This is a genomic window from Burkholderia sp. Z1 (assembly GCF_014893795.1).
In the GTDB taxonomy this organism is placed as follows: Bacteria; Pseudomonadota; Gammaproteobacteria; order Burkholderiales; family Burkholderiaceae; genus Burkholderia; species Burkholderia theae.
In genome coordinates, this window is record NZ_JACFYL010000001.1 from 274,241 (window position 1) to 298,433 (window position 24,193).

The following is a 24,193-nucleotide window of genomic DNA, read 5'->3' on the forward strand; positions in this document are numbered from 1 at the left end:
ACGCGGCAGCGGGCTGGCCGCCGCCGCGTCCTCGTACGCTATTTGCTGATCTGCGCGCCCACGCCGAAGTACGGTGTCGACGACGTGCTCGAGTTCGCCGACGTCGACGTGACGCCGCCGTTCACCGTGCCCTGGATGAGCGCCGCGTACAGCCCGCCCGTCGCGATCACCACGCCCGACGCGGACGGGTAGGCCGCGCCGCTCGGCGGCGTCGTCTTCGCGTTCAGCAGGCCCGGCGTCGCCTGGCCGTAGTCGAGCGAGAAGGCGTCTTCCTCGGCCTGCGTGGTCGGGTTGATGAACGACGCGTTGCTGCCGCGGATCAGTGCGGCCGTGTACTTGAAGTTCGAGTCCGCGCCCGCGTAGCCGCCGTCGATCGCGCCCGACTGGATCGCCGTCGCCGAGCCGAGCACCGCGATGCCCGATTCGTCGTCGACCTGCGCGTCGGTGTGCAGCGGCGGCGTGCCGAGGTTCACGTTGCCCGTGCGCACGATCACCGGCACGGTCGCGCCGTTGAGCTGGCCGATCACCATGTGCGCGGTCGCCGACTTGCCGGTCGCGCCGATGATCGGCAGCTTCGTCTGCGGCAGGATCTGCGGCGCCTTCGTGCTGTCGAAGTAGCCGCCGTTCGCGCTCGTCTTCCACGGATCGCCGGTCGTTTCGCAGCCCGACGCATTCGTCGACGTGCACGCGCCGTTCGCATCGAACGTCTCGCTCGAATTCGCGCCTTGCGTCGCGTAGTTGCCCGACGGCACGAGGTGGTAGATCAGCGCGTTGTAGGTGCCCGGCAGCTTCGTGAGGTCCGTCGTCGTGTTCGCGAAACCGAGGAACGGATAGAAGTCGAAGTGACGGTTCGGCACCTGGCCGACGTTCTGGTAGAGCGGGATGCCGGCGAGGCTGATCGTCAGCCCGTCGTACTGCACCGTCGCACCCGGAATGCCGCCGCCCGCGACGCCCATGCCGACCAGCAGCATCGGCGGGTTCGCCGGATTGAAGTCGGCGGCCGTCGAATAGGTCGAGCCGTTCGGCGCGGTGCCCGTGCCCGGCGTGAGGACGAACGCGCAGCGCGTCTGTTCTGCGGTCGGCAGCGTGCCGGTCGGCGGATGGATGACCTTGCCGGCGATCGACGTGCCGACGCGGCTCGGCGTGACCGTGCCGGTTGCGAGCGGAATCGGCGATTCGAGCCACTTGAGCGTGTAGGTCATCGCGACCGCGTCGATGTTGACGCTGACGATCTCGCCGCTACCGGCGCCACCGAGATACGTGCTTTTCACGATGTCGGCGTCGGCCGGGCACAGCGAACCGTTGACGGGCTGCGAAGGCGGCGGCCCTTGCGTGCCGCAGCTCGATCCGGAACATTGGGGCGCATTGATCGGCGCAGGCGCGCCGCCAGAATCCCCCCCACCACAGGCAAGCAGGAAAGGGGTAATGGCAAAGGCCGTTGCCACCCCCTTCGATAAGGTGTGCGACATGCCGCTGTCTCCAATCGTTTAATTGTGCGAGCTAATGTCGCCGCCTTGATTTTTGCTGTCAATTGATGAACCCGTCTAAAAAAGGCGATTGAAACGGATATCGCGTTTTGATTCCTTGTCCGACGCGGCATTCGGTAAGAATTAAAACGAGGCAGGGGCTGCCGGAAGCTGCCGGAGTGGGGAATGTGCCACGCTCGGCAGGCTGTCGAACGGCCTTCCCGCGTATAACGGCAGCGTTTAAAGCGACGGTATCCGGTTTATCCCTATTCGGGATTGACTGGAGAAAGAGGGGTGGGCTTAATTCACCGGTAATCGTGCAATGGAAAGCTTGTAAATAATTGTAAATACGCGAACCGGATTTTATTTATTGCCTGATACGAGTAAATAAAAAGCCGGCCAGCGGCCGGCTTTGCATCGCATGAGATGATGATCAGCGCTTGAGGCCCGCGTCCTCGGCTGCGCCGATGTTGAGGTTCATGCACTGGATCGCGGCGCCCGACGCGCCCTTGCCGAGGTTGTCGAGGCGCGCGACCGTGACGAAGCGCTCTTCGTTGCCGAACACGAACAGGTCGACGCGGTTCGTGTCGTTGTTCGCCTGCACGTCGAAGAAGCCGCCGTCGAGGTTCGCGTCCGCGTTGAACGGCGCGACGCGCACGAACGCTTCGTCCGCGTAGTACTCGGCGAACACGCGCTGCACGTCCTGCGGCGTCGCGTGCTTCGCGAGCTGCTCGGCCGTGAAGTAGGTCGTCACCGCGAGGCCCTTCAGGAACGGGCCGACGATCGGCGTGAAGATCGGCGGGTTCGCGAGGCCCGTGTGCGCGGCCATTTCCGGCAGGTGCTTGTGCGTGAGGCCGAGCGCATACGGGCGTGGGCTCGCGAGCTTGCCGCCCGGCGCGGCGCTTTCGTATTCGGCGATCATCGACTTGCCGCCGCCGCTGTAGCCGGTGATCGAGTAGCTGTGCGCGGCGAACGTCGGCGCGACGATACCTGCATCGACGAGCGGACGCATCGCGAGCACGAAGGCCGATGCATGGCAGCCCGGCACCGCGATGCGCTTCGACGTGCGAATCTTCTCGCGCTGCGCGCGGGTCAGTTCGGGCAGGCCGTAGGCCCAGTCGGCGCTGGTGCGGAACGCGGTGCTCGCGTCGATCAGCGTCGTGTTCGGGTTCTCGACCAGCGACGCCGATTCGCGCGACGCGACGTCCGGCAGGCACAGGAACGTGACGTCCGACGCGTTGATCAGGCGGCGGCGCTCGTCGACGTCCTTGCGCTTCGCTTCATCGATGCGCAGGATCTCGATGTCGCTGCGTGCCGACAGGTATTCGAAGATCTTGAGGCCGGTCGTGCCTTCCTGGCCGTCGACAAAAACTTTGGTGCTCATTTCGCTCTCACTGAATGAAACGGAGGGGCCGCGCCCTGAAACCGCCATTTTAAGACGTCATCCGGCGGGCCTGTACCGCGCGGGGCGAAAAAAAGACGGCCGGCGGGCCGTCTTGTGTCCCTTTGACGCCCGCCGGCGCGGGCGCGACGGCGTCAGGGGCGTGCTCAGCGGCCGCCGGCAACCCAGCGGGCCGTCGCTTCGGCGATGCGCCGGCCGAATGCCTTCCCGGTCTCGAGGTCACCCGGCAGCGGGCCCTCGTCGGGCGTCGAATCCGCCGGCGACTGCGCGAGCAGGCCCGTTGAGCCGCCGAGGTAGTTGATGTCGTTGCGCGTGGCCGCCTTCGAGTTGGCAGGCATCAGGCTCGTGCCGACCCACACCATCCCATGCTGCATCGACAGCGTGACGAAATATTGAATCGTCGAGAACTTGTCGCCGTTCATCGTCGCGGAGTTCGTGAAGCCCGCGGCGATCTTGTCTTTCCACTTCTGCGTGAACCACGCTTTCGACGTTGCGTCGGCAAACTGCTTGAACTGCGCGGACGGGCCGCCCATGTAGGTCGGCGCGCCGAAGACGATCGCATCGGCCGCGTCGAGTGCGGCCCAGCCTGCGTCGTCGAGGTCGCCGACGGCGATCAGGCGCACGGTCGCGCCGGCGTCCTGCGCGCCGGTGTGCACGGCCTCGGCCAGTTTCTGCGTGTGACCGTAGCCGCTGTGATAGACGATGACGATGTTCGACATGAAGCGTTCTCCGGAAAGGAACGGGGTCGGCGGCCGCGGCGGCCTGCCGGGTTATGCGTCGCCGGTGGGCGGCGCGACGGATGCGCGGCGGGGCGCCGCGACCGGTGACGACGAGTCTAGCAAGCTGAAATGACGGGAAAAACGCGCGCGTGCCGTGCACGAAATTTCTCGATGGTCGGCAATCGCGACGTGGTGGCGCACGGCGCTCGTTACTGCCCGTAGCTGACCGTGAATTGCGCGGTGCCGATCGCGAGCGTGCCGATCTCGTGCTCGAACATCGGCGCGGGGCGGCCCTGCGCGACGCGCAGGTCGGTGCCCTTCAGCGCGTAGACGGTGATCACGTAGCGGTGCGGCTTGCCGGGCGGCGGGCACGGGCCGCCATAGCCGTCGATCCCGAAGTCGTTGCGCGCCTCGCTCGCGCCGATGCGTCGCAGGAAGCCGGACGCGCTCGCGTCGGCCGGCAGGCTCGTGACCGTCGCGGGGATGCCCGCCACGGCCCAGTGCCACCAGCCGTGTCCGGGCGCGTCGGGGTCGAAGATCGTGACCGCGTAGCCGCGCGTGCCGGGCGGCGGGTTGTGCCAGGTGAGCTGCGGCGAGTGGTTGCCGCCCTTGCAGTCGCCGCGGTCGAACACGTTCGCGGCGCGGACGTGCCCGCCGGGTGCCAGGTCGTCGCTCGTCACGGTGAACGGGCCTTCCGCATGCGCGGGCAGTGCCGCGAAGACGGCGGCGCACAGGAGGGCGGAGAGGATGAATGGAGGCGGGCGACCCGATGGCGCAGGCGGGGTGATCCGGCGATCCACACGCATATGGCGCTTCTCCCGTCACGTGGGCCGGGCTGATGCTCCCGGCGTTGTTGGCGTTGTGCGTTGCCCGAGCAGCTGATGGCGGCGATGGATCAAGTCTAGCATTAGGGTTCGATGAGCGATGCACACCGCGACCCGTGGTCGCGACCGGTTCTTGCGCGGGACGATGGACGAAAAAAAAGCCGCCCGCGATGAAGCGGGCGGCTTTTTCAGCCTGGGCGCCGGCATGCGAGCCGGCGCGGCGTCACTCCTGGGCGCCCGTCGCGCCGCCGTGCGCGGCCGACCACTCGGCCGGTGCGTGCAGGAACTTCTCGACTTCGTCGAGCGTCTTCGTCTCGAAGTAGCCCGAGGCCTTTGCGACGCGCAGCACGTCCCACCACGTCGCCAGCGCGTGCAGGTCGACGTCGATGTCCTTCAGGACCGACACGCTTTCCTTGAAGATGTTGTAGTGGAACAGCACGAAGCAGTGATTCACCGTCGCGCCCGCGGTGCGCAGCGCGTTGATGAAGTTGATCTTGCTGCGGCTGTCGGTCGTCAGGTCTTCCACCAGCAGTACGCGCGAGCCTTCTTCCAGATGGCCTTCGATCTGCGCGTTGCGGCCGAAACCCTTCGGCTTCTTGCGCACGTACTGCATCGGCACCATCATCCGGTCCGCGATCCATGCCGCGAACGGGATGCCGGCCGTTTCGCCGCCTGCCACCGCGTCGATCTGCTCGAAACCGATGTCGCGCAGGATCGTCGTTTCCGCCATTTCCATCAGGCCGCGGCGCACGCGCGGATACGAGATCAGCTTGCGGCAGTCGATGTAGACGGGGCTTGCCCAGCCCGACGTGAAGACGAAGGGTTTTTCGGCGTTGAAGTGCACCGCCTGCACTTCGAGCAGCATTTTGGCGGTCGTATCCGAGATCGACTGACGATCGTAGCCTGTCATGGGCATTCCTTGGGTGTTGAGCGAGGAGCGGGCGCGGGCCCGGTGGCGCAGCAAGGGGAACCTGCCCAGAGGGCCGGGGCGCGATCGGAGAACCAATCGCATCGCTGCGCGCGTAGCCCGACATTTTACCCGATTCAGGCCGGTTTTCGGCGGAATTCGCGCGGGTTCGCCGCGCCGCTCACCACCGGCGAAACAAACGGGGGCGGACCGCTCTCAGGCCGATGTCGGGGATGCGGCGCTGCACCAACGCGTGTCATGCGCGGGGTGTACACTAGGCGACCCTTAGAAATCGTTCAGTACTTTGTACTTTCCTCTTGCCACCCGCCAAGGTTCGATGGCGTGCCGATCCGGCGCGTCGCGTGCCGTCTCGCAGTCGACCATCCCCTCGATTCAAGCAGACGCGGCCGAAGGTGCTGTGAACTGAACCGTCAAAATTTCGCATGTCTCTCGCAGGTCAATCATGGACGAACAACTGAAGCAGGCCGCTCTCGCTTATCACCTGAACCCGAAACCCGGCAAGATTTCGGTCACCCCGACCAAGCCGCTGTCGAACCAGCTCGATCTGTCGCTCGCGTATTCGCCGGGCGTCGCCGCCGCGTGCGAGGCGATCCACGCCGATCCGCTCGACGCGCAGAAGTACACGTCGCGCGGCAACCTCGTCGGCGTGATCACGAACGGCACGGCCGTGCTCGGTCTCGGCAACATCGGCCCGCTCGCCGCGAAGCCGGTGATGGAAGGCAAGGGCTGCCTCTTCAAGAAATTCGCGGGCATCGACGTGTTCGACATCGAACTGTCGGAGTCCGACCCCGACAAGCTCGTCGAGGCGATCGCGATGCTCGAGCCGACGCTCGGCGGCATCAACCTCGAGGACATCAAGGCGCCGGAATGCTTCTACATCGAGCAGAAGCTACGCGAGCGCATGAAGATCCCCGTCTTCCACGATGACCAGCACGGCACCGCGATCATCGCGTCGGCCGCGATCCTGAACGGCCTGAAGGTCGTCGGCAAGCAGCTGTCCGAAGTGAAGCTCGTGTGCTCGGGCGCCGGCGCCGCGGCGATCGCGTGTCTGGACCTGCTGGTGAACCTCGGCCTGACGAAGTCGAACATCCTCGTCGCCGATTCGAAGGGCGTGATCTACGAAGGGCGCGGCAATCTCGATCCGTCGAAGCAGCGTTATGCGGCGACCACCGACGCACGCACGCTCGCGGACGCGATCGTCGGCGCCGACGTGTTCCTTGGCTGCTCGAGCGCGGGCGTGCTGAAGCAGGACATGGTCAAGACGATGGGCGACCGGCCGCTGATCCTGGCGCTCGCGAACCCGGAGCCGGAAATCCGCCCGGAAGACGCGAAGGCCGTGCGCCCGGACGCGATCGTCGCGACCGGCCGTTCGGACTACCCGAACCAGGTCAACAACGTGCTGTGCTTCCCGTTCATCTTCCGCGGCGCGCTCGACGTCGGCGCGACGACGATCACGGAAGAAATGAAGCTCGCCTGCGTGCGCGCGATCGCCGAACTGGCGCAGGAAACCGACCAGAGCGAGGAAGTCGCGAAGGCGTATGAAGGTCATTCGCTCGAATTCGGGCCGGATTACCTGATTCCGAAGCCGTTCGACCCGCGCCTGATCATCAAGATCGCGCCGGCCGTCGCGCAGGCCGCGATGGATTCGGGCGTCGCCACGCGTCCGATCCAGGACATGGATGCGTACCGCGAGCAGCTCGGCGCGACCGTCTACCGCACCGGCATGGTGATGCGCCCGGTGTTCGCGACCGCGAAGAAGAAGCAGGCCCGCATCGTGTTCGCCGAGGGCGAGGACGAGCGCGTGCTGCGCGCCGCGCAGTTCGTGCTGCAGGAAAAGATCGCGCAGCCGATCATCGTCGGCCGTCCGTCGGTCGTCGAGATGCGCCTGCAGAAGATCGGCTCGAAGCTGAAGGCCGGTGTTGATTTTGAAATCGTCAATCCGGAAGACGACACGCGCTACCACCGCTACTGGCAGGCATACCACGACATCGCCGCGCGCGATGGCGTGACGCCGGAAGTCGCGAAGGCCGCGCTGCGCAAGTTCAACACGCTGATCGGCGCGATGCTCGTGCACCTGGGCGACGCGGACGGGATGATCTGCGGGATGATCGACACGTTCCACAGCCACCTGAAGTTCATCGAGCAGGTGCTGGGCCGTGCGAAGGGCGCCGAGCACTTCGCGGCGATGAACCTGCTGATGCTGCCGGGCCGCAACCTGTTCGTGTGCGACACGTACGTGAACGAGCTGCCGAGCGCCGAACAGCTCGCCGACATGACGATCCAGGCCGCGGCCGAGATCGAGCGCTTCGGCATCGCGCCGAAGGCGGCGCTGCTGTCGAACTCGAACTTCGGCAGCGCGCCGTCGGCGTCGTCGCGCCGGATGGCCGAGGCACGCAAGCTGATCGTCGAACGTGCACCGAACCTGGAAGTCGACGGCGAAATGCACGGCGACGCCGCGCTGTCGGAAATGATCCGCAAGCAGGCATTCCCGGGCACGACGCTGTCGGGCGAAGCGAACCTGCTGATCATGCCGAACGTCGAAGCCGCGAACATCGCGTACAACCTGCTGAAGATGGTCGGCGGCGAAGGCGTGACGGTCGGCCCGTTCCTGCTCGGCGCCGCGAAGCCGGCCCACATCCTGACGCCGGCCGCGACCGTGCGCCGGATCATCAACATGACGGCCGTTGCCGCCGCGAACGTGAACACGAAGTAAGTTCGCGCCCGCGTGTGCCGCGCTTCACGCGCGGCGCAATGAAAAACGCCACGAAGCTTGCGCTCCGTGGCGTTTTTTTATCGCGAAGCGCCGGCGGCGCGGGCGGGCGTCCGTACCGCGAACGCCCGTCGCGTGCCGTTACGCGACCTGCTGGTGCGACTGGCTGCCCGCCGGCGAACGCCACTTCGCGAGCAGCGTGTCCCACTTCTGGCGTACCGCGCGCAGGTTGTTCTCCTTCACGTGGCCGTAGCCGCGAATGCCGTCCGGCAGCGCCGCGAGCTCGAGCGCGAGCGGGCGATTGGCCGCGTTCAGCTTGGCCGTCACTTCGTCGATCAGCGCTTCGTACTCGCCGATCAGCGCGCGCTCGGTGCGGCGTTCCTCGGTGCGGCCGAACGGGTCGAGCCCCGTGCCGCGCAGGAACTTCGCCTTCGCGAGCAGCCGGAACGCCGACATCATCCACGGGCCGTACGCCTTCTTCACGAGATGGCCGTGGGCGTCCGTCTTCGCGAACAGCGGCGGCGCGAGGTGGAATTTCAGCTTCCAGTCGCCTTCGAACTGCGCGGACAGGCGGGCGAGGAACGCGGGATCGGACTGCAGCCGCGCGACTTCGTATTCGTCCTTGTACGCCATCAGCTTGAACAGGTTGCGCGCGACCGCCTCGGTCAGTTGCTCCTGCATCGTGTCGCCGTCCGCCAGCGCGCGCTCGGCTGCGCGCACCTTGTCGACGAACGCCGCATAGCGCGATGCGTACGCGGCGTTCTGGTACGCGGTGAGAAATTCCACACGCTTCGCGATCAACGCGTCGACCGCCTTCTTCGTGTGCAGCGCGATCACCGTGGCGCCTTGCGCGGGGCGTGTATCGCCGGCCGCGGCCTGCTTCACGCTGGCAAGGTCGTATGCGGCGCGGCGGCCCCAGTCGAATGCCGCGCGGTTCTTGTCGACCGACACGGCGTTCAGCTCGATCGCGCGTTCGAGCGATGCAAGCGTGAGCGGCAGCCAGCCTTTCTGCCACGCATAACCGAGCACGAACGGGTTCGTGTAGATCGCGTCGCCGAGCAGCGCCACCGCGAAGCGGTTCGCGTCGATGAAATCGACCGCTTCACCGGCCGCCGCGCGGATGTCGTTCTCCGCGGACAGGCCGGGGAACGCCCAGTTCGGGTTCTTGATGAACTCGGCAGTCGGCGTCTGCGCGCTGTTGACGACCACGCGCGTCGTGTCGTGCCGCATCCGCGACGTGCACTCGTCGCCGGCCGTGACGATCGCGTCGCAGCCGATTACGAGATCGGCTTCGCCCATCGCGATCCGCGTCGCGTGGATGTCGGTCGGCGCATGCGAGATCTGCACGTGGCTCATCACCGCGCCGCCTTTCTGCGCGAGGCCCGTGACGTCGAGCACGGTCACGCCCTTGTTCTCGAGGTGCGCGGCCATCCCGAGCAGCGCGCCGATCGTGACGACGCCCGTGCCGCCGACGCCCGTGACGAGCACGCCGTAGGCCCGGTCGATGTCCGGCAGCGTCGGTTCCGGGATCGGCGGCAGTGCGTTGCCGTCGACCGAAACCGCCTTCGGCTTCTTCAACTGGCCGCCCTCGACCGTGACGAAGCTCGGGCAGAAGCCCTTCACGCACGAGAAGTCCTTGTTGCAGCTCGACTGGTTGATCTGGCGCTTCGTGCCGAATTCGGTTTCCAGCGGCTCGACCGACAGGCAGTTCGACTGCACCGAGCAGTCGCCGCAGCCTTCGCACACCGCGTCGTTGATCACGACGCGCTTGGCCGGGTCCGGATACGTGCCGCGCTTGCGGCGACGGCGCTTCTCGGTCGCGCAGGTCTGGTCGTAGATCAGGATCGTCGTGCCTTCGATCTCGCGCAGCTCGCGCTGCACGTCGTCGAGCTGGTCGCGATGATGGATCGTCACGCCGGGCGCGAGCAGCGCCTTCTGGCTGTCGTACTTCTCCGGCTCGTCGGTGACGATCACGATCTTCTTCGCGCCTTCGGACGCAAGCTGGTGCGTGATCTGCGGCACCGTCAGCACGCCGTCGACCGGCTGGCCGCCCGTCATCGCGACGGCGTCGTTGTAGAGGATCTTGTAGGTGATGTTCGCCTTCGACGAGATCGCCGCCCGCACCGCCAGCAGGCCCGAGTGGAAATAGGTGCCGTCGCCGAGGTTCGCGAACACGTGCTTCTCGTCCGTGAACGGCGCCTGGCCGATCCACGGCACGCCTTCGCCGCCCATCTGGCTGAAGGTGCTCGTGCTGCGGTCCATCCACACGGTCATGTAGTGGCAGCCGATGCCGGCGATCGCGCGCGAGCCTTCCGGCACGTTGGTCGACGTGTTGTGCGGGCAGCCCGAGCAGAACCACGGCTTGCGCTCGGTCTGCACGTGCGGCTTCGCGAGCGCCATTTCCTTCGCGTTGATCACCGCGAGCCGCGCGGCGATGCGCGCACGCACGTCGGACGGCAGCTCGAACTTCTCGAGGCGCGTCGCGATCGCCTTCGCGATGATCGCGGGCGACAGTTCGTAGTGCGCGGGCAGCAGCCAGTTGCCCATCGGCACCGACCATTCGCCGCCGGCGCCGTCCTTCTCGTCGAACTTGCCGAACACGCGCGGCCGTTGCCCGTCGGGCCAGTTGTACAGCTCTTCCTTGATCGCGTATTCGAGGATCTGGCGCTTTTCCTCGACGACGAGGATTTCGTCGAGGCCGCGCGCGAACGCTTGCGCGCCCTGCGCTTCGAGCGGCCAAACGCAGCCGACCTTGTAAAGCCGGATGCCGATCCGCGCGCAGGTTTCATCGTCGAGACCGAGGTCGGTCAGCGCCTGGCGCACGTCGAGGTACGCCTTGCCGCCGGTCATGATCCCGAAGCGTGCGCTCGGCGAATCGATCTCGATCCGGTCGAGCTTGTTCGCGCGAACATAGGCGAGCGCCGCGTACCACTTGTAGTCGAGCAGCCGCGCTTCCTGCACGAGCGGCGGGTCGGGCCAGCGGATGTTCAGGCCGCCGTCCGGGACGATGAAGTCGGTCGGCAGCACGATCTCGGTGCGATGCGGGTCGATGTCGACCGACGCCGACGATTCGACGACGTCCGTCACGCACTTGAGCGCGACCCACAGCCCCGAGTAGCGGCTCATTGCCCAGCCGTGCAGGCCGAAATCGAGATATTCCTGCACGTTGGACGGGAACAGCACGGGCAGCCCGCAGGCCTTGAAGATGTGCTCGGACTGGTGTGCGAGCGTCGACGATTTCGCCGCGTGGTCGTCGCCGGCGAGCACCAGCACGCCGCCGTGCTGCGACGAGCCGGCCGAGTTCGCGTGCTTGAATACGTCGCCCGTGCGGTCGACGCCCGGGCCCTTGCCGTACCACATGCCGAACACGCCGTCGTGCTTCGCGCCGGGGTACAGGTTCACCTGCTGCGAGCCCCACACGGCGGTGGCGGCGAGATCTTCGTTGAGGCCGGGCTGGAAGACGATCTGGTGGGCCGCCAGGTGTTGCTTGGCCTTCCAGAGCGAGAGGTCGAGGCCGCCGAGCGGCGAACCGCGATAGCCGGAAATGAACCCGGCCGTATTGAGACCGGCGGCGCGGTCGCGTTCCTGCTGGAGCATCGGCAGGCGCACGAGGGCCTGAATGCCGCTCATGTACGCGCGACCGCGTTCCAGTGTGTATTTGTCATCAAGCGTGACGGACTTCAGCGCGGCTTCTAGCGACGCGCGTTGGTCTGCGTCTAGCGGGGCATTCATTAACAGTCTCCTCCACCCAGTTTGGGATCACCAAAACTCGACTGCTCCGGCGTCTTTTGAACGCGTCGGCAGTGGCCGGCATATTGGCCGGTTTTAAGCGATGGTAGCACTGGGGCAAACCCGCCGCCCGTCGGCCGGATGGCGGCGGTGGGCCAGGAAAACAGGGCGTGATGATGCGTTACATCATGTAAATGCATGTAAAGCCGGCCCCATCTGCGGGCAAATGCCGTTAATCTTGTCGGCCTGCCGGAGGTGCCCGGTCGCGTGGGTTTATTTCGACGCAATCGGGGAGGCGCCGGCAGTTTTACAGGAGGTGCAATGAACACACGTCATATCCAGAGTTTTCTGGTCGTGTCCGCCGCGTTTTTCGCGATGACCGGCCCGGTGCACGCGCAAGGCGCAAGCGCACTGGCGGCAGCCGGCGCGCAGATGCGTCAGATCGTGCCGGCCCAGAACACCGACGCGCAGCCGTCGGCCGAGCGCGCCGTCGAGTCGAAGGCGAACGCGCGTTGATCCGGTCGCGCGGCCCGCGGGTCGCGCCGGAACGCAAAAAGGGCGGGAATCCTCGGATTCCCGCCCTTTTTCTTTGTGCCACCGGATCGTGCGGTCGGCCGGGTTGCCCCGGGCCGCCGCGCGCCGGATGCGTCAGGCCTTGTCCTGCACGACGCCGCGGCGGATCTGGTCGAGTTCGATCGATTCGAACAGCGCCTTGAAGTTGCCTTCGCCGAAACCCTGGTTGCCCTTGCGCTGGATGATCTCGAAGAAGATCGGCCCGATCTGGTTCTCGGTGAAGATCTGCAGCAGCAGGTCGTCGCGTGCGCCGTCGATCAGGATCTTGCGCTTCTTCAGTTCGTCCAGCGATTCGCCGTGGTCCGGCACGCGGCGGTCGACCAGCTCGTAATAGGTGTCGATCGTGTCGAGCAGCTTCACTTCCTTGCTGCGCAGGCCATCGACCGCGCCGTAGATATCGCTGGCGCCGAGCGCGATGTGCTGGATGCCTTCGCCGTGATACGCGTCGAGGTATTCCTGGATCTGGCCGGCCGTGTCCGAGCCTTCCTCGTTGATCGGGATGCGGATCTTGCCGCACGGCGACGTCATCGCCTTCGACTTCACGCCCGTCACCTTGCCTTCGATGTCGAAGTAGCGCACTTCGCGGAAGTTGAACAGGCGCTCGTAGAACTCGGCCCATTCCTGCATGCGGCCGCGGTGCACGTTGTGCGTCAGGTGGTCGATGTAGGTGAGGCCGTGGCCGACCGGGTTCGGATTCGCGCCGGCGATCGGCTCGAAGTCGACGTCGTAGATGCTGATGTCGCCGATCGCGCCCGGCTGCGCGCCGTTCTTGCCGCGCCAGCGGTCGACGAAGTAGATCAGCGAATCGCCGATGCCCTTGATCGCCGGGATGTTCAGCTCCATCGGGCCCGTCTTGTTGTCGAAGCCCCATGCGCCGAGTTCCAGCGCGTGCTTGTACGCCTTTGCTGCGTCCTGCACGCGGAACGCGATCGCGCAGATCGACGGGCCGTGCAGGCGCGCGAAGCGTTGCGCGAACGAATCCGGTTCGGCGTTGATGATGAAGTTGATGTCGCCCTGGCGGTACACCGTCACGTCCTTGTGGCGGTGGCGCGCGATCGCGGTGAAACCCATCCGTTCGAACAGTTGTCCGAGCGCTTTCGGGTCCGGTGCCGTGTATTCGATGAATTCGAAGCCGTCGGTGCCGACGGGGTTGTCCCAGTTGGGGATCTGCATGGCGTGTCTCCTGTGCTTGGCGATCGGCCGGGGCGATCGACGTGCGCGTGCCCGGCCCGGCCCGGTTCGATGTCGAAGGCGGCGCACGCGTCGGCGTGCGCAACGAATCGGTACGTGCGACAGAGTGTAGCGGGCGGCCGCGAGCGGAAACTTGCGAAGTTAATCGTCCGCCCCTACGATGACGCAATTTCCAGTCTCTGAATAACCATTGGAGGGCAGAAGATGGCGCAAGCCGAATTGGATGCCATCGACCGGCGGATTCTCGCGATTCTTCAGGAGAACGGGCGCCTGTCGAACCAGGAGATCGCCGAGCGCGTGAACCTGTCGCCGAGCCCGTGCCTGAGGCGGATCCGGCGGCTCGAGGAGATCGGCGTGATCACCGGTTATGTCGCGCTGCTGAATCCGCAGAAGCTCGGGCTCGACCTGCTGGCGTACGTGAGCGTGCGGCTCGAGAAGCGCGGCGGCCTGGCGCCGGTCCGGGCCGACGAGACGTCGGCGCGCGCGGGCGCGACCCATGCGGAGCTGTTTCGCGCGGCCGTGCAGACCTGGCCGGAAGTGGTCGCGTGCCACGCGATGACGGGAGACATGGATTACCTGCTGCGCGTGCAGGTCGAGGACATGGCGCATTTCTCCCGCTTCGTGCAGGAGCATTTGCTGCATCACCCGTCGGTCATCGACGTGAAGACGAGCTTTTCGCTCGAATGCTTCAAGGAGACGACCGCGTTGCCGATTCGATCGGTGCGGTAGTGCGCCGGGCGGGGAAGGGAGGAACCGGGCGCGCCGCAGGCGCGGCCCGGTCGGCCGACGTTACGCCGTCAGTGCGGCGGGCATCAGCGATTCGATGAACTTCGTCGTGCGGTGTGCCTGGCGCTTGAGCGCGTAGTCGAACACCGCAGCCTGTTCCTGCAGCATCTCGGCGATGATCGTCGAGTGGTCGGCCGGCGGCAACGACAGATACGCATCGGCTTCGCCGTACGCGTACTCGATCCGCATCCCGGACTTCTTCGCGATGTGCATCATCGTCGCATTGCGCGACAGGCAGTGCATGTACAGCATCGTCACGTGCGTGTTGCGGCTGCGGATCGCCGCGCGCTCGAACAGCTTCGAGCCGACACCGCGGCCGCGCGCGCTTTCGAGCACCGACACGCCGAATTCGGCCGTGCGCTTGTCGCCCTCGGCCGGCAGGTAGGCCAGGTGGCCGACGCCGATCAGTTCGAGGTTGTGGTCGAACACGCCGAACACGGTGTCGCGACCGAAGTCCATCGTGCGGACATAGTTCTCGATCACGTGGTCGGGCACCATCTGGCCGAAGCGCAGCAGGCGGTCCTCGACGTCGAGCGAGAGAAAGTGGGTGAGCATTTGCTCACGGTCTTTGGAAGCCAGTTCCCTGACGAGAACCGGCGCACTACCGGCGGTGCCGACGACATCGGCATTGCCGTTCAATTGCGTGTTCATCGTGGGTTCCTCAAGTGTGACCGTACAGCGGGTTGTGCAACGCAACAGCATTTTACCCGACCGTCAGCCCCCGGATTGGGGAAAACCCGTATTTAACCTTATTTGTGCTGGAGGATGAATTCTAAATCCGCTTAGTTAATTTTCTATCTATTTGATTTTTAACGGATTAAAAATTCATCATATGAAATGCGTGGCGGGCTGTCGCAGTGTGCCCGTCGCGCAACGTTTGCTGCTGCGCGGCAATCAGGCCGTCGGCGTCAGCCCGCGCTCGATCAGGTCGATCACCTGTTCGGCGAAATCGCGGTAGCCGAGGCGGCCGCCCGGCTTCAGCCACGTGAACGTCCAGTTGATCATCCCGAACACCATCATCGTCACGGAAGTCTGGTTTTCCTTCGAGATGCGGTCCGGGTAGGCGCGCGCGAGCTGCCGCGCGAACGCCGCGACGATGTCGCGCTGGCGGTCGAGCACGATTTCCCGCTGCGCGTCCTCGAGATACTTCACGTCGTTGAGCAGCGCGACATGGCGGCTGTGCGACGTCTCGTATTCCGCGAGGAACGCGCGCACGAGCTCGGCGAACGCGTCGCGCTCGCTGAGGCCGCGCCGCTGGCTCGCGGCTTCGACCTCGGCGATGATCAGCATCAGTCGCTTCGTGTAGCGGTCGAGCAGGTCGAACAGGATCGCTTCCTTGCTCTCGTAATAGTGATAGAGGCGTGCCTTCGACGTGCCGCTCGCGGTCGCGAGATCGGACATCGACGTGCTCGGGTAGCTCGTCTGCGCGAATTTCTCGGCGGCCAGATCGAGGATCTGCTCGCGCTGGGATTCGTGGTCGGGCGCTCGGGTACGGGCCATGGTCGAATGCGGAAGATTAGCGGGGCGCGGCGGGCGCGCGCACCTGCGTGGAGGAGAGGGCGTCAGGCGCGTCGTCCTGCAGCTCGAGCCGGCCGGCGGCCGCGAGTTCGCGGCAGCGCCACCAGGCGATCGAGTCGCTGACGAACAGCCCGCCGCGGTCGGCGTCGGCCATGATGCTGCCGACGAGGCGCCGTGCGGGCAGCCAGTCGGATTCCGCGCGCGCGACGATCAGCGTGTCGAGGTCGGCATAGTGGCCGCTCTTGATCGTGTTGCTGACCCAGTAGCGCAGTTCGGCGTTCAGGTGCTTCGCTTCCTGCCATTCGAGCGCGAGGCGGCCGATGCGCAGCACCGAGATCGGCGCGGCCATCGGCCGTTTCCGCGCGAGTTCGGCCGGCGAGAACATCCCGGTCGCGCACGCCTGGTCGGTGCGCGACAGCGACGCGCGCTGCGCGGCGTCGAGGTCGGCGGCCGACAGCCGCACTTCGTTCAGCCGCTGCGGGACGTTGCGCAGGTGATAGGCGACGCGGCGCAGCAGCAGCTTGTCGCCGACGCTCGGCGCGTGCCACACGACCACCTGGCCCGTGCCCATCGCGAGCTGGTCGAGGCGTGCGAATTCGTCGTCGATTTCCGCGTTCCAGTCGGGAATCTGGTCGCCGAGCACGCGCTGCCAGAAGGCGGCGCGCGTGTCGGGCGTCTCGTCGGCGCCCTTGAGCGGCCCGACGCCGAGATCGTCGAGCAATCCGACGACGCGCTCGTCGCGTCCGGCTTGCGCAAGGGCCTCGCGCAGCGACGCGGCGGCGGTGCCGCCCTGAATCACATGAATGGTACTCATCGGCCTGTCGTCAACAAAAGAAAACCGCCGGCCGGGCGGACGTTGCGATGTCCAGCCGGCCGGCGGCCCCTAGTGTAAGCGAGATGTGTGACGGCGAGAAACCGTCCGGCGCCGCGACGCGACGTCGCTCAACGCTCGTCGTAGCTCACCACGACCTTGTCGCTGATCGGGTGGCACTGGCACGTGAGCACGAAACCGTCCTTCACTTCGTGGTCCTCGAGCGTGTAGTTCTTCTCCATCCGCACTTCGCCCTCGATCACCTTCGCGCGGCACGTGCAGCACACGCCGCCCTTGCAGGCGTACGGTAGCGCGAGGCCCGCGCGCAGGCCGACGTCGAGCAGGCTCACGCCCTCGTACGGCAGGCGCAGCTTGCGCTTCTTGCCGTCGAGCACGATTTCCAGGTCGGCAGCCGGCGTCTGGTCGGTGATGTCGACGACCGGCGCACCGGCCTGCGGCAGCGGCGTGCCGAAGCGCTCGACATGCACCTTCTCCCGCGGTACGCCAGCCGCCTGCAGCGCGGCTTCGGCCGCGTCCATCATCGGCGCGGGGCCGCAGATGAACGCCTCGTCGATCGCGTCGGCCGGCGTCAGCGTGCCGAGGAATTCCGCGCATTTCGCCTGGTCGAGCACGCCGTTGAACAGCTCGACGTCCTGCTGGTCGTCCGACAGCACGTGATAGAGGACGAAGCGGTTCATGTAGCGGTTCTTCAGGTCCTCGAGCTCCTCCGCGAACATGATCGCGTCGACGCTGCGGTTGCCGTAGATCAGCGTGAACGTGCTGCGCGGCTCGACTTCGAGCGTCGTCTTCACGATCGCGAGCACCGGCGTGATCCCCGAGCCGCCGGAAAACGCGACGTACTGCTTGCCGTGGTCGGCGTTGAGGTGCGTGAAGAAGCGGCCGTCCGGCGTCATCACGTCGATCGTGTGGCCCGGCTTCAGCGAATCGAACGCAAAATTCGAGAAGCGGCCACCGCGTACGCGCTTGATGCCGATGCGCAGTTCGCCGTCACGGTCGTAGTCCGTCGTGCCGACGCAGATCGAATACGAGCGGCGCGTCTCCTCGCCGTCGATGTGGGTCTTCAGCGTGACGAACTGGCCCTGCGTGAAGCGGTACGCGTCGCGCAGTTCGGGCGGCACGTCGAAGGAGACGGTGACGGCGTCGGCGGTCTCGGGCCGCACGTCGCGGATACGCAGCGAGTGAAATTGCGGGGTCGCCATATTCAGTAGGGTTTGAAGTAGTCGAAGGGTTCGCGGCAGTCGACGCAGCGATACAGCGCCTTGCAGGCCGTGGACGCGAATTGCGCGAGACGCTCGGTGCGGGCGGAGCCGCAGCGCGGGCACGCGGGTGCCGCGACCGGCCGCGGCACGAAACGCACGACGTTTTCCCGCGGCGCGGCGCTGCCGCACTGGCCGACCGGCGGCGCGATGCCGTACGCGCGCAGCTTCTCGCGCGCTTCCTGCGTGATCCAGTCGGTCGTCCACGCGGGTGCGAGCACCGTCTCGATCCGGTGCGGCGGGAGATCGGCGCCCTGCAGCGCGGCGGCGATGTCCTCGGCGATCTGCGACATGGCCGGGCAGCCCGAGTAGGTCGGCGTGATCACGACTTCGAGCAGGCCGTCGTCCGCGCGGCGGACGTCGCGCAGGATGCCGAGCTCGCGGATCGACACGACCGGGATCTCGGGATCGGGCACGGCTTCGAGCAGGTCCCAAGCACGGGCGAGCAGCGGATCGTCGCGGCGTGCGGCGGGCGTGGCGTGGGCGGCGGTCTGGACGGACATCGTCGGGCTCCGTGGCGTCGGGGTTACCAGGTCGCGCCGGGATGCTGGCGCGCGAGGCTCTGCATTTCCGCGAGCAGGTAGCCCATGTGCTCCGAGTGCTCGCCCTGCTTGCCGGTCGTCACATGCTTCACCGGCGCCGGCAGCGTGAGCGTCGCTTCCGCGAGCGCATCGTCCACGTCCGCGCGCCATGCGGCTTCGATCGAAGCCGGTGCCGGGCCGATGCCCGGTGCGGCGATTGTGTCGTCGACCGCATCGGCGGCGAAGAATTCGCGCGTGTACGGGGCCAGGTAGTCGAGCGCATCCTGCGCGCGGCGGTGCGACTCGTCGGTGCCGTCGCCGAGCCGAACGAGCCACTCGCGCGCGTGCTGCACGTGATAGCGGGTTTCCTTCACCGATTTCGCGGCGATCGCGGCAAGCTGCGTGTCGGTCGACGTTTCCAGCGCGCTCCACACGTGGAGCATCAGCGCCGCGTACAGGAAGTTGCGCACGATCGTCACCGCGTAGTCCTTGTCGGCGTGCGCGGTGCCGGCGAGCGGGCCGTAGTGCGGCAGCTCGGCGAGCGTGAAGTTCGCGAACTCGCGCTCGGTCCGGAAGTACGCGTAGTCGTCCTCGGTCTTCGTCGCACCGGTGAGCTGGCGCTCGAGTTCGGTCGCGTGCGTATACAGCATGCGCGCCTGGCCGATGAGATCGAGGCTCATGTTGGTGAGCGCGATGTCTTCTTCGAGGATCGGGCCGTGGCCGCACCATTCGGCATTGCGCTGACCGAGGATCAGCGCGTTGTCCGCGAGGCGCAGCACGTAGGAGAGGTGTTCGGGCGTGATCGTCATGGCGCGGGCGTTACATGTGGTTGACTTCGTCGGGCAGCGTGTAGAACGTCGGGTGACGGTAGATCTTGTCGCCCGCCGGTTCGAACAGTTCGGCCTTCTCGTTCGGATCCGATGCGGTGATCGCCGACGACGGGACCACCCAGATGCTCACGCCTTCCTGGCGGCGCGTGTAGACGTCGCGCGCCATGCGCAGCGCCATCGTCGCGTCGGCGGCGTGCAGGCTGCCGCAATGCTTGTGGTCGAGGCCCTGCTTGCTGCGCACGAACACTTCCCAGATCGGCCATTCCTTGTTCATCACTTTCTCCTGATTCCCTGATTCCTGAATTCGATGGTTGCCGCTCAGGCGGCGTGCTGTTCGGCGCGGGCGCGGCGCTTCGCTTCGTGCGCGAGCGCGGCTTCGCGCACCCATGCGCCGTCCTCGTGCGCTTTCACGCGGGTCGCGAGGCGTTCCTTGTTGCACGGGCCGTCGCCGTTGACGACGCGCCAGAATTCGTCCCAGTCGATCGTGCCGTAGTCGTGGTGGCCGCGCGCATCGTTCCACTTCAGGTCGGGGTCGGGCAGCGTCACGCCGAGTACCTTCGCCTGGTCGACCGTCGCGTCGACGAACTTCTGCCGCAGGTCGTCGTTCGAGATCCGCTTGATGCCCCATTTCGCGGACTGGCTGCTGTGGACCGAATCGGCGTCGCTCGGGCCGAACATCATCAGCACGGGCCACCACCAGCGGTCCACGGCCTGCTGGACCATCGCGCGCTGCGCGTCGCTGCCCTTCATCATCGACAGCAGTGCGTCGAAACCCTGGCGCTGGTGGAACGACTCTTCCTTGCACACGCGGATCATCGCGCGTGCGTACGGGCCGTACGTGCAGCGGCACAGCGGGATCTGGTTCATGATCGCGGCGCCGTCGACGAGCCAGCCGATCACGCCGACATCGGCCCAGGTCGGCGTCGGATAGTTGAAGATGCTCGAGTATTTCGCCTTGCCGGCGTGCAGCGCGTCGATCAGCGAATCGCGCGACACGCCGAGCGTTTCGGCCGCGCTATAAAGATAGAGGCCGTGGCCGGCTTCGTCCTGGACCTTCGCGAGCAGGATCGCCTTGCGCTTCAGGCTTGGCGCGCGCGAGATCCAGTTGCCTTCGGGCAACATGCCCACGACTTCCGAATGCGCGTGCTGCGAGATCTGGCGAACCAGCGTCTTGCGATAGGCGTCGGGCATCCAGTCCTGCGGTTCGATCTTGCCGTCCGCGGCCATGATCGCATCGAACCGCGCCTGCTCGGGCGACTCGGCTGCGGCGTCGAGCGGGGCGACGTTGCCGGGGATGTCGAGGGATTGCGTGTACATGGCGAGGCTCTCGTCCGGTTGAATGTCTGCGAAGTATAAACCAACCGACCGGTCGGTTAATAAATTTCTTGCGGATTTACGGCGAGACGCGGGTAAACGAGAAACGTCGGGGCGCGATCAGGCGTCGCGACCGCGGTCCGGTGCGTGGTCACCGCATCTTCTGCGGCACAATGCCCGCTTTCCGATGAGGATTTTGCCGATGTCATTTCGAAGCAGTTTCGCCGCGGCCGTGCTGGGTGCGGCCGTTTTTGTGTCGCCACTCGTTGTGTCGGCCGCGCCGTCCGGGTGGGTTGCTGCGTGGGCAACCGCGCTGCAGCCGATTCCCGACCTTGCCGCGCCGCCGCCGCTCTATCGCGCACCCGACGTGGCCGGGCGGACCGTGCGCCAGATCGTCTATCCGACGGTGTCGGGGCGGGCCGCGCGGATTCGCGTCAGCAATGCATACGGTCGAGCGCCTCTGGTCGTCGATGCCGCGAGCCTCGCGCGCGCCGGTGAAGGTGCCGCGCTCGCAGGCGGCGCGGCGGTGCCGGTCCGGTTCGGCGGCAAGGCGTCGGTGACGCTCGCGCCGGGCCAGGAACTCGAAAGCGATCCGGTAGCGATCGACGTGGCGGCCGGGCGGCCGGTTGCAATCAGCCTCCAGATGGGACCGAACCAGCGGATGACGGTCTGGCACCGCGTGTCGAACCAGTTCAACTATGTCTCTGCACCGGGCGACCACGTGGGGGATCCGGGTGCCGCCACGTTCCGCACCCGTTTTACCCAATATGCATGGGTGACCGAACTGGCCGTCGAAGCGGGTTCCGCGCGAGCCAGCGTGGCCGCGATCGGCGATTCGATTACCGACGGGTTGCGCTCGAGCCTGAACCGGAACCGCCGCTGGCCGGATGCGCTGGCGCGTCGGCTGACGGCGTCGGGCGTGGAGTCGGTCGGCGTCGCGAATCTCGGTATCAGCGGGAACCGGCTGCTCAGCGATTCGGCGTGCTACGGCACGTCGCTGGCGTCGCGGTTCGAGCGCGATGCGCTGTCGCGCGCGGGCGTGAAGGCGGCGATCGTGCTGATCGGGATCAACGACATCAATTTCGCGGCGATGCCGCCGCGCGCGGGGCTCGATTGCGACCACCCGCATACGCAGGTCACGGCCGCGTCGCTGATCGACGGTTATCGCCGGCTGATCGAGGCGGCGCACCGCCAGGGCGTGAAGGTCTTCGGCGCGACGCTCACGCCGGCAGGTTTGCCGGCCGGGCGCGAGGAGATCCGGCTCGAGGTGAACCGGTGGATCCGGAGCGGCGGCGGGTTCGACGGTGTGGTCGACTTCGACGCGGTGCTGCGCGATTCGGCACGCCCGAGTGTGCTGCAGCGCCGATACGATAGCGGTGACGGCATTCACCCGAGCGACGCCGGCTACACGGCGATGGCCGACGCGGTACCGGTCGAGCAACTGCAGGCTGCCGTGGGCGGCAAGTGACACCCTTCTATATATAGAGTGAAGCGCTGCCGGCGGCCTGGAGGTCGGCAGCGACACCCGGCCCGTCGAGCCCAAAGCCTCCGTGCGCGGCAGCGCACGGAGGCTTTTTCAAAAGAATTTCACAAAGGGGCTTGCGCGAACGGGGCGGGGTGCATAGAATCACGCCTCTTTCGCGCTAACGGAAACACGGCGCGGGAGAGGGAAGTGGTGCGGTTGGGGTGCGGTGGTAACGAACCCGGGCAGCACACGAAGTTGAACCCCGCAGTCACAACGAAGCAGTAAAAAGTTGTTGACGAACTGCGAAACACGGTTCATAATCTCGCTTCTCTGCTGCTGAAAACGCAGCGCTGCTGAGAAACACGAAGTTCCTCGCAGATTGCTCTTTAAAAATTAACAGCCGATAAGTGTGGGCGCTTGATGGAAGCGAGCTGATCCTCGGATCAGATGGCAAAAGTATCAAGAGTCTCACACTAAAGTAAGTCAGGTTTATGAAGCAATTCATATTCCTGTCAGCTTTGAGTGAGCGACCGGTTCTTAACCGAACCGAAAACAGTAACAGGTTTAAACTGAAGAGTTTGATCCTGGCTCAGATTGAACGCTGGCGGCATGCCTTACACATGCAAGTCGAACGGCAGCACGGGTGCTTGCACCTGGTGGCGAGTGGCGAACGGGTGAGTAATACATCGGAACATGTCCTGTAGTGGGGGATAGCCCGGCGAAAGCCGGATTAATACCGCATACGATCTACGGATGAAAGCGGGGGATCTTCGGACCTCGCGCTATAGGGTTGGCCGATGGCTGATTAGCTAGTTGGTGGGGTAAAGGCCTACCAAGGCGACGATCAGTAGCTGGTCTGAGAGGACGACCAGCCACACTGGGACTGAGACACGGCCCAGACTCCTACGGGAGGCAGCAGTGGGGAATTTTGGACAATGGGCGAAAGCCTGATCCAGCAATGCCGCGTGTGTGAAGAAGGCCTTCGGGTTGTAAAGCACTTTTGTCCGGAAAGAAATCCTTGGCTCTAATACAGTCGGGGGATGACGGTACCGGAAGAATAAGCACCGGCTAACTACGTGCCAGCAGCCGCGGTAATACGTAGGGTGCGAGCGTTAATCGGAATTACTGGGCGTAAAGCGTGCGCAGGCGGTTTGCTAAGACCGATGTGAAATCCCCGGGCTCAACCTGGGAACTGCATTGGTGACTGGCAGGCTAGAGTATGGCAGAGGGGGGTAGAATTCCACGTGTAGCAGTGAAATGCGTAGAGATGTGGAGGAATACCGATGGCGAAGGCAGCCCCCTGGGCCAATACTGACGCTCATGCACGAAAGCGTGGGGAGCAAACAGGATTAGATACCCTGGTAGTCCACGCCCTAAACGATGTCAACTAGTTGTTGGGGATTCATTTCCTTAGTAACGTAGCTAACGCGTGAAGTTGACCGCCTGGGGAGTACGGTCGCAAGATTAAAACTCAAAGGAATTGACGGGGACCCGCACAAGCGGTGGATGATGTGGATTAATTCGATGCAACGCGAAAAACCTTACCTACCCTTGACATGGTCGGAATCCCGCTGAGAGGTGGGAGTGCTCGAAAGAGAACCGATACACAGGTGCTGCATGGCTGTCGTCAGCTCGTGTCGTGAGATGTTGGGTTAAGTCCCGCAACGAGCGCAACCCTTGTCCTTAGTTGCTACGCAAGAGCACTCTAAGGAGACTGCCGGTGACAAACCGGAGGAAGGTGGGGATGACGTCAAGTCCTCATGGCCCTTATGGGTAGGGCTTCACACGTCATACAATGGTCGGAACAGAGGGTTGCCAACCCGCGAGGGGGAGCTAATCCCAGAAAACCGATCGTAGTCCGGATTGCACTCTGCAACTCGAGTGCATGAAGCTGGAATCGCTAGTAATCGCGGATCAGCATGCCGCGGTGAATACGTTCCCGGGTCTTGTACACACCGCCCGTCACACCATGGGAGTGGGTTTTACCAGAAGTGGCTAGTCTAACCGCAAGGAGGACGGTCACCACGGTAGGATTCATGACTGGGGTGAAGTCGTAACAAGGTAGCCGTATCGGAAGGTGCGGCTGGATCACCTCCTTTCTAGAGCTATCTCGCAAAGTTGAGCGCTCA

Annotated in this window: 20 protein-coding genes and 1 rRNA gene; 6 read left to right on the forward strand and 15 right to left on the reverse strand. The window is 65.4% G+C overall.

Going from position 1 to position 24,193, the window contains the following annotated elements:
• Positions 1 to 38: 38 nt before the first annotated feature.
• From H3H55_RS01220 to H3H55_RS01230, 3 genes are all read right to left on the reverse strand, one after another.
• Positions 39 to 1,469: a DUF2957 domain-containing protein gene (locus H3H55_RS01220; RefSeq protein WP_048248164.1), complete on the reverse strand. Its 1,431-nt coding sequence runs from the start codon at positions 1,467 to 1,469 to the stop codon at positions 39 to 41.
• A gap of 430 nt (positions 1,470 to 1,899) precedes the next feature.
• Entirely contained in the window at positions 1,900 to 2,850 is a 951-nt protein-coding gene (argC, locus tag H3H55_RS01225; RefSeq protein WP_193097474.1) for an N-acetyl-gamma-glutamyl-phosphate reductase, read from the reverse strand.
• Between the two features lie 164 nt (positions 2,851 to 3,014).
• The gene (locus H3H55_RS01230; RefSeq protein WP_048248166.1) at positions 3,015 to 3,587 is read right to left on the reverse strand and encodes a flavodoxin family protein; all 573 of its coding nucleotides are present in this window, start codon (positions 3,585 to 3,587) and stop codon (positions 3,015 to 3,017) included.
• On the opposite strand from H3H55_RS01230, the gene H3H55_RS01235 reads away from it, so the two are divergent.
• Positions 3,571 to 3,720, forward strand: coding sequence for a hypothetical protein (locus H3H55_RS01235; RefSeq protein WP_164991984.1), 150 nt, complete (start codon positions 3,571 to 3,573; stop codon positions 3,718 to 3,720). The two genes, H3H55_RS01230 and H3H55_RS01235, sit on opposite strands and share 17 nt — an antisense overlap.
• 76 nt (positions 3,721 to 3,796) lie before the next feature.
• Here the strand turns inward: H3H55_RS01235 and H3H55_RS01240 are convergent, their stop codons facing one another.
• Together H3H55_RS01240 and H3H55_RS01245 are read right to left on the reverse strand one after the other, a co-directional pair.
• Positions 3,797 to 4,393, reverse strand: a complete 597-nt coding sequence (locus tag H3H55_RS01240; protein ID WP_129513498.1) for a YbhB/YbcL family Raf kinase inhibitor-like protein — start codon at positions 4,391 to 4,393, stop codon at positions 3,797 to 3,799.
• 241 nt (positions 4,394 to 4,634) lie between these two features.
• The gene (locus H3H55_RS01245) at positions 4,635 to 5,321 is read right to left on the reverse strand and encodes an orotate phosphoribosyltransferase (protein ID WP_048248168.1); all 687 of its coding nucleotides are present in this window, start codon (positions 5,319 to 5,321) and stop codon (positions 4,635 to 4,637) included.
• Between the two features lie 460 nt (positions 5,322 to 5,781).
• On the opposite strand from H3H55_RS01245, the gene H3H55_RS01250 reads away from it, so the two are divergent.
• Positions 5,782 to 8,052, forward strand: a complete 2,271-nt coding sequence (locus tag H3H55_RS01250) for an NADP-dependent malic enzyme (RefSeq protein WP_129513499.1) — start codon at positions 5,782 to 5,784, stop codon at positions 8,050 to 8,052.
• A gap of 138 nt (positions 8,053 to 8,190) precedes the next feature.
• Here the strand turns inward: H3H55_RS01250 and H3H55_RS01255 are convergent, their stop codons facing one another.
• Positions 8,191 to 11,781, reverse strand: coding sequence for an indolepyruvate ferredoxin oxidoreductase family protein (locus H3H55_RS01255; RefSeq protein WP_193097475.1), 3,591 nt, complete (start codon positions 11,779 to 11,781; stop codon positions 8,191 to 8,193).
• Positions 11,782 to 12,099: 318 nt separating this feature from the next.
• Here H3H55_RS01255 and H3H55_RS01260 point away from each other — a divergent pair, with 318 nt between their 5' ends.
• Positions 12,100 to 12,294, forward strand: coding sequence for a hypothetical protein (locus tag H3H55_RS01260; RefSeq protein WP_048248171.1), 195 nt, complete (start codon positions 12,100 to 12,102; stop codon positions 12,292 to 12,294).
• 132 nt (positions 12,295 to 12,426) lie between these two features.
• Here H3H55_RS01260 and hppD read toward each other — a convergent pair whose 3' ends face one another.
• Positions 12,427 to 13,524 carry a 4-hydroxyphenylpyruvate dioxygenase gene (gene hppD / locus H3H55_RS01265; protein WP_048248172.1) on the reverse strand — a complete coding sequence of 366 codons (1,098 nt, stop codon included), beginning with the start codon at positions 13,522 to 13,524 and terminating at the stop codon, positions 12,427 to 12,429.
• Between the two features lie 222 nt (positions 13,525 to 13,746).
• Here hppD and H3H55_RS01270 point away from each other — a divergent pair, with 222 nt between their 5' ends.
• Positions 13,747 to 14,271: an Lrp/AsnC family transcriptional regulator gene (locus H3H55_RS01270; protein ID WP_011350656.1), complete on the forward strand. Its 525-nt coding sequence runs from the start codon at positions 13,747 to 13,749 to the stop codon at positions 14,269 to 14,271.
• A 60-nt stretch (positions 14,272 to 14,331) separates the two neighbouring features.
• On the opposite strand, the gene H3H55_RS01275 is transcribed toward H3H55_RS01270, so the two are convergent.
• From H3H55_RS01275 to paaA, 8 genes are all read right to left on the reverse strand, one after another.
• Positions 14,332 to 14,979 (reverse strand): GNAT family N-acetyltransferase, encoded by a 648-nt coding sequence (locus H3H55_RS01275; protein WP_129513502.1) that lies wholly within the window; start codon positions 14,977 to 14,979, stop codon positions 14,332 to 14,334.
• 243 nt (positions 14,980 to 15,222) lie between these two features.
• Positions 15,223 to 15,828 carry a TetR/AcrR family transcriptional regulator gene (locus H3H55_RS01280; RefSeq protein ID WP_129513504.1) on the reverse strand — a complete coding sequence of 202 codons (606 nt, stop codon included), beginning with the start codon at positions 15,826 to 15,828 and terminating at the stop codon, positions 15,223 to 15,225.
• Positions 15,829 to 15,844: 16 nt separating this feature from the next.
• Complete coding sequence (locus H3H55_RS01285; RefSeq protein WP_193097476.1) at positions 15,845 to 16,660, reverse strand: DUF1835 domain-containing protein; 816 nt, start codon at positions 16,658 to 16,660, stop codon at positions 15,845 to 15,847.
• A gap of 128 nt (positions 16,661 to 16,788) precedes the next feature.
• Positions 16,789 to 17,877 carry a 1,2-phenylacetyl-CoA epoxidase subunit PaaE gene (gene paaE / locus H3H55_RS01290; RefSeq protein WP_193097477.1) on the reverse strand — a complete coding sequence of 363 codons (1,089 nt, stop codon included), beginning with the start codon at positions 17,875 to 17,877 and terminating at the stop codon, positions 16,789 to 16,791.
• A gap of 2 nt (positions 17,878 to 17,879) precedes the next feature.
• Positions 17,880 to 18,437: a 1,2-phenylacetyl-CoA epoxidase subunit PaaD gene (gene paaD / locus H3H55_RS01295; RefSeq protein ID WP_193097478.1), complete on the reverse strand. Its 558-nt coding sequence runs from the start codon at positions 18,435 to 18,437 to the stop codon at positions 17,880 to 17,882.
• Between the two features lie 23 nt (positions 18,438 to 18,460).
• Positions 18,461 to 19,264 (reverse strand): 1,2-phenylacetyl-CoA epoxidase subunit PaaC, encoded by an 804-nt coding sequence (gene paaC, locus H3H55_RS01300; protein ID WP_193097479.1) that lies wholly within the window; start codon positions 19,262 to 19,264, stop codon positions 18,461 to 18,463.
• A 10-nt stretch (positions 19,265 to 19,274) separates the two neighbouring features.
• Positions 19,275 to 19,559 (reverse strand): 1,2-phenylacetyl-CoA epoxidase subunit PaaB, encoded by a 285-nt coding sequence (gene paaB / locus H3H55_RS01305; protein ID WP_034188015.1) that lies wholly within the window; start codon positions 19,557 to 19,559, stop codon positions 19,275 to 19,277.
• Positions 19,560 to 19,603: 44 nt separating this feature from the next.
• Positions 19,604 to 20,602: a 1,2-phenylacetyl-CoA epoxidase subunit PaaA gene (gene paaA, locus H3H55_RS01310; RefSeq protein WP_193097480.1), complete on the reverse strand. Its 999-nt coding sequence runs from the start codon at positions 20,600 to 20,602 to the stop codon at positions 19,604 to 19,606.
• 199 nt (positions 20,603 to 20,801) lie between these two features.
• Here paaA and H3H55_RS01315 point away from each other — a divergent pair, with 199 nt between their 5' ends.
• Positions 20,802 to 22,067, forward strand: coding sequence for an SGNH/GDSL hydrolase family protein (locus tag H3H55_RS01315; protein WP_193097481.1), 1,266 nt, complete (start codon positions 20,802 to 20,804; stop codon positions 22,065 to 22,067).
• A 563-nt stretch (positions 22,068 to 22,630) separates the two neighbouring features.
• Positions 22,631 to 24,163 (forward strand): 16S ribosomal RNA (locus H3H55_RS01320).
• Positions 24,164 to 24,193 lie beyond the last annotated feature (30 nt).

What these genes read in the sequence shown, in the direction of transcription:
- H3H55_RS01220 (WP_048248164.1), bottom strand. Translation starts at nt 1,469, where the DNA reads ATGTCGCACACCTTATCGAAGGGGGTGGCAACGGCCTTTGCCATTACC.
- argC (WP_193097474.1), bottom strand. Translation starts at nt 2,850, where the DNA reads ATGAGCACCAAAGTTTTTGTCGACGGCCAGGAAGGCACGACCGGCCTC.
- H3H55_RS01235 (WP_164991984.1), top strand. Translation starts at nt 3,571, where the DNA reads ATGACGATGTTCGACATGAAGCGTTCTCCGGAAAGGAACGGGGTCGGC.
- H3H55_RS01230 (WP_048248166.1), bottom strand. Translation starts at nt 3,587, where the DNA reads ATGTCGAACATCGTCATCGTCTATCACAGCGGCTACGGTCACACGCAG.
- H3H55_RS01240 (WP_129513498.1), bottom strand. Translation starts at nt 4,393, where the DNA reads ATGCGTGTGGATCGCCGGATCACCCCGCCTGCGCCATCGGGTCGCCCG.
- H3H55_RS01245 (WP_048248168.1), bottom strand. Translation starts at nt 5,321, where the DNA reads ATGACAGGCTACGATCGTCAGTCGATCTCGGATACGACCGCCAAAATG.
- H3H55_RS01250 (WP_129513499.1), top strand. Translation starts at nt 5,782, where the DNA reads ATGGACGAACAACTGAAGCAGGCCGCTCTCGCTTATCACCTGAACCCG.
- H3H55_RS01255 (WP_193097475.1), bottom strand. Translation starts at nt 11,781, where the DNA reads ATGAATGCCCCGCTAGACGCAGACCAACGCGCGTCGCTAGAAGCCGCG.
- H3H55_RS01260 (WP_048248171.1), top strand. Translation starts at nt 12,100, where the DNA reads ATGAACACACGTCATATCCAGAGTTTTCTGGTCGTGTCCGCCGCGTTT.
- hppD (WP_048248172.1), bottom strand. Translation starts at nt 13,524, where the DNA reads ATGCAGATCCCCAACTGGGACAACCCCGTCGGCACCGACGGCTTCGAA.
- H3H55_RS01270 (WP_011350656.1), top strand. Translation starts at nt 13,747, where the DNA reads ATGGCGCAAGCCGAATTGGATGCCATCGACCGGCGGATTCTCGCGATT.
- H3H55_RS01275 (WP_129513502.1), bottom strand. Translation starts at nt 14,979, where the DNA reads ATGAACACGCAATTGAACGGCAATGCCGATGTCGTCGGCACCGCCGGT.
- H3H55_RS01280 (WP_129513504.1), bottom strand. Translation starts at nt 15,828, where the DNA reads ATGGCCCGTACCCGAGCGCCCGACCACGAATCCCAGCGCGAGCAGATC.
- H3H55_RS01285 (WP_193097476.1), bottom strand. Translation starts at nt 16,660, where the DNA reads ATGAGTACCATTCATGTGATTCAGGGCGGCACCGCCGCCGCGTCGCTG.
- paaE (WP_193097477.1), bottom strand. Translation starts at nt 17,877, where the DNA reads ATGGCGACCCCGCAATTTCACTCGCTGCGTATCCGCGACGTGCGGCCC.
- paaD (WP_193097478.1), bottom strand. Translation starts at nt 18,437, where the DNA reads ATGTCCGTCCAGACCGCCGCCCACGCCACGCCCGCCGCACGCCGCGAC.
- paaC (WP_193097479.1), bottom strand. Translation starts at nt 19,264, where the DNA reads ATGACGATCACGCCCGAACACCTCTCCTACGTGCTGCGCCTCGCGGAC.
- paaB (WP_034188015.1), bottom strand. Translation starts at nt 19,559, where the DNA reads ATGAACAAGGAATGGCCGATCTGGGAAGTGTTCGTGCGCAGCAAGCAG.
- paaA (WP_193097480.1), bottom strand. Translation starts at nt 20,602, where the DNA reads ATGTACACGCAATCCCTCGACATCCCCGGCAACGTCGCCCCGCTCGAC.
- H3H55_RS01315 (WP_193097481.1), top strand. Translation starts at nt 20,802, where the DNA reads ATGTCATTTCGAAGCAGTTTCGCCGCGGCCGTGCTGGGTGCGGCCGTT.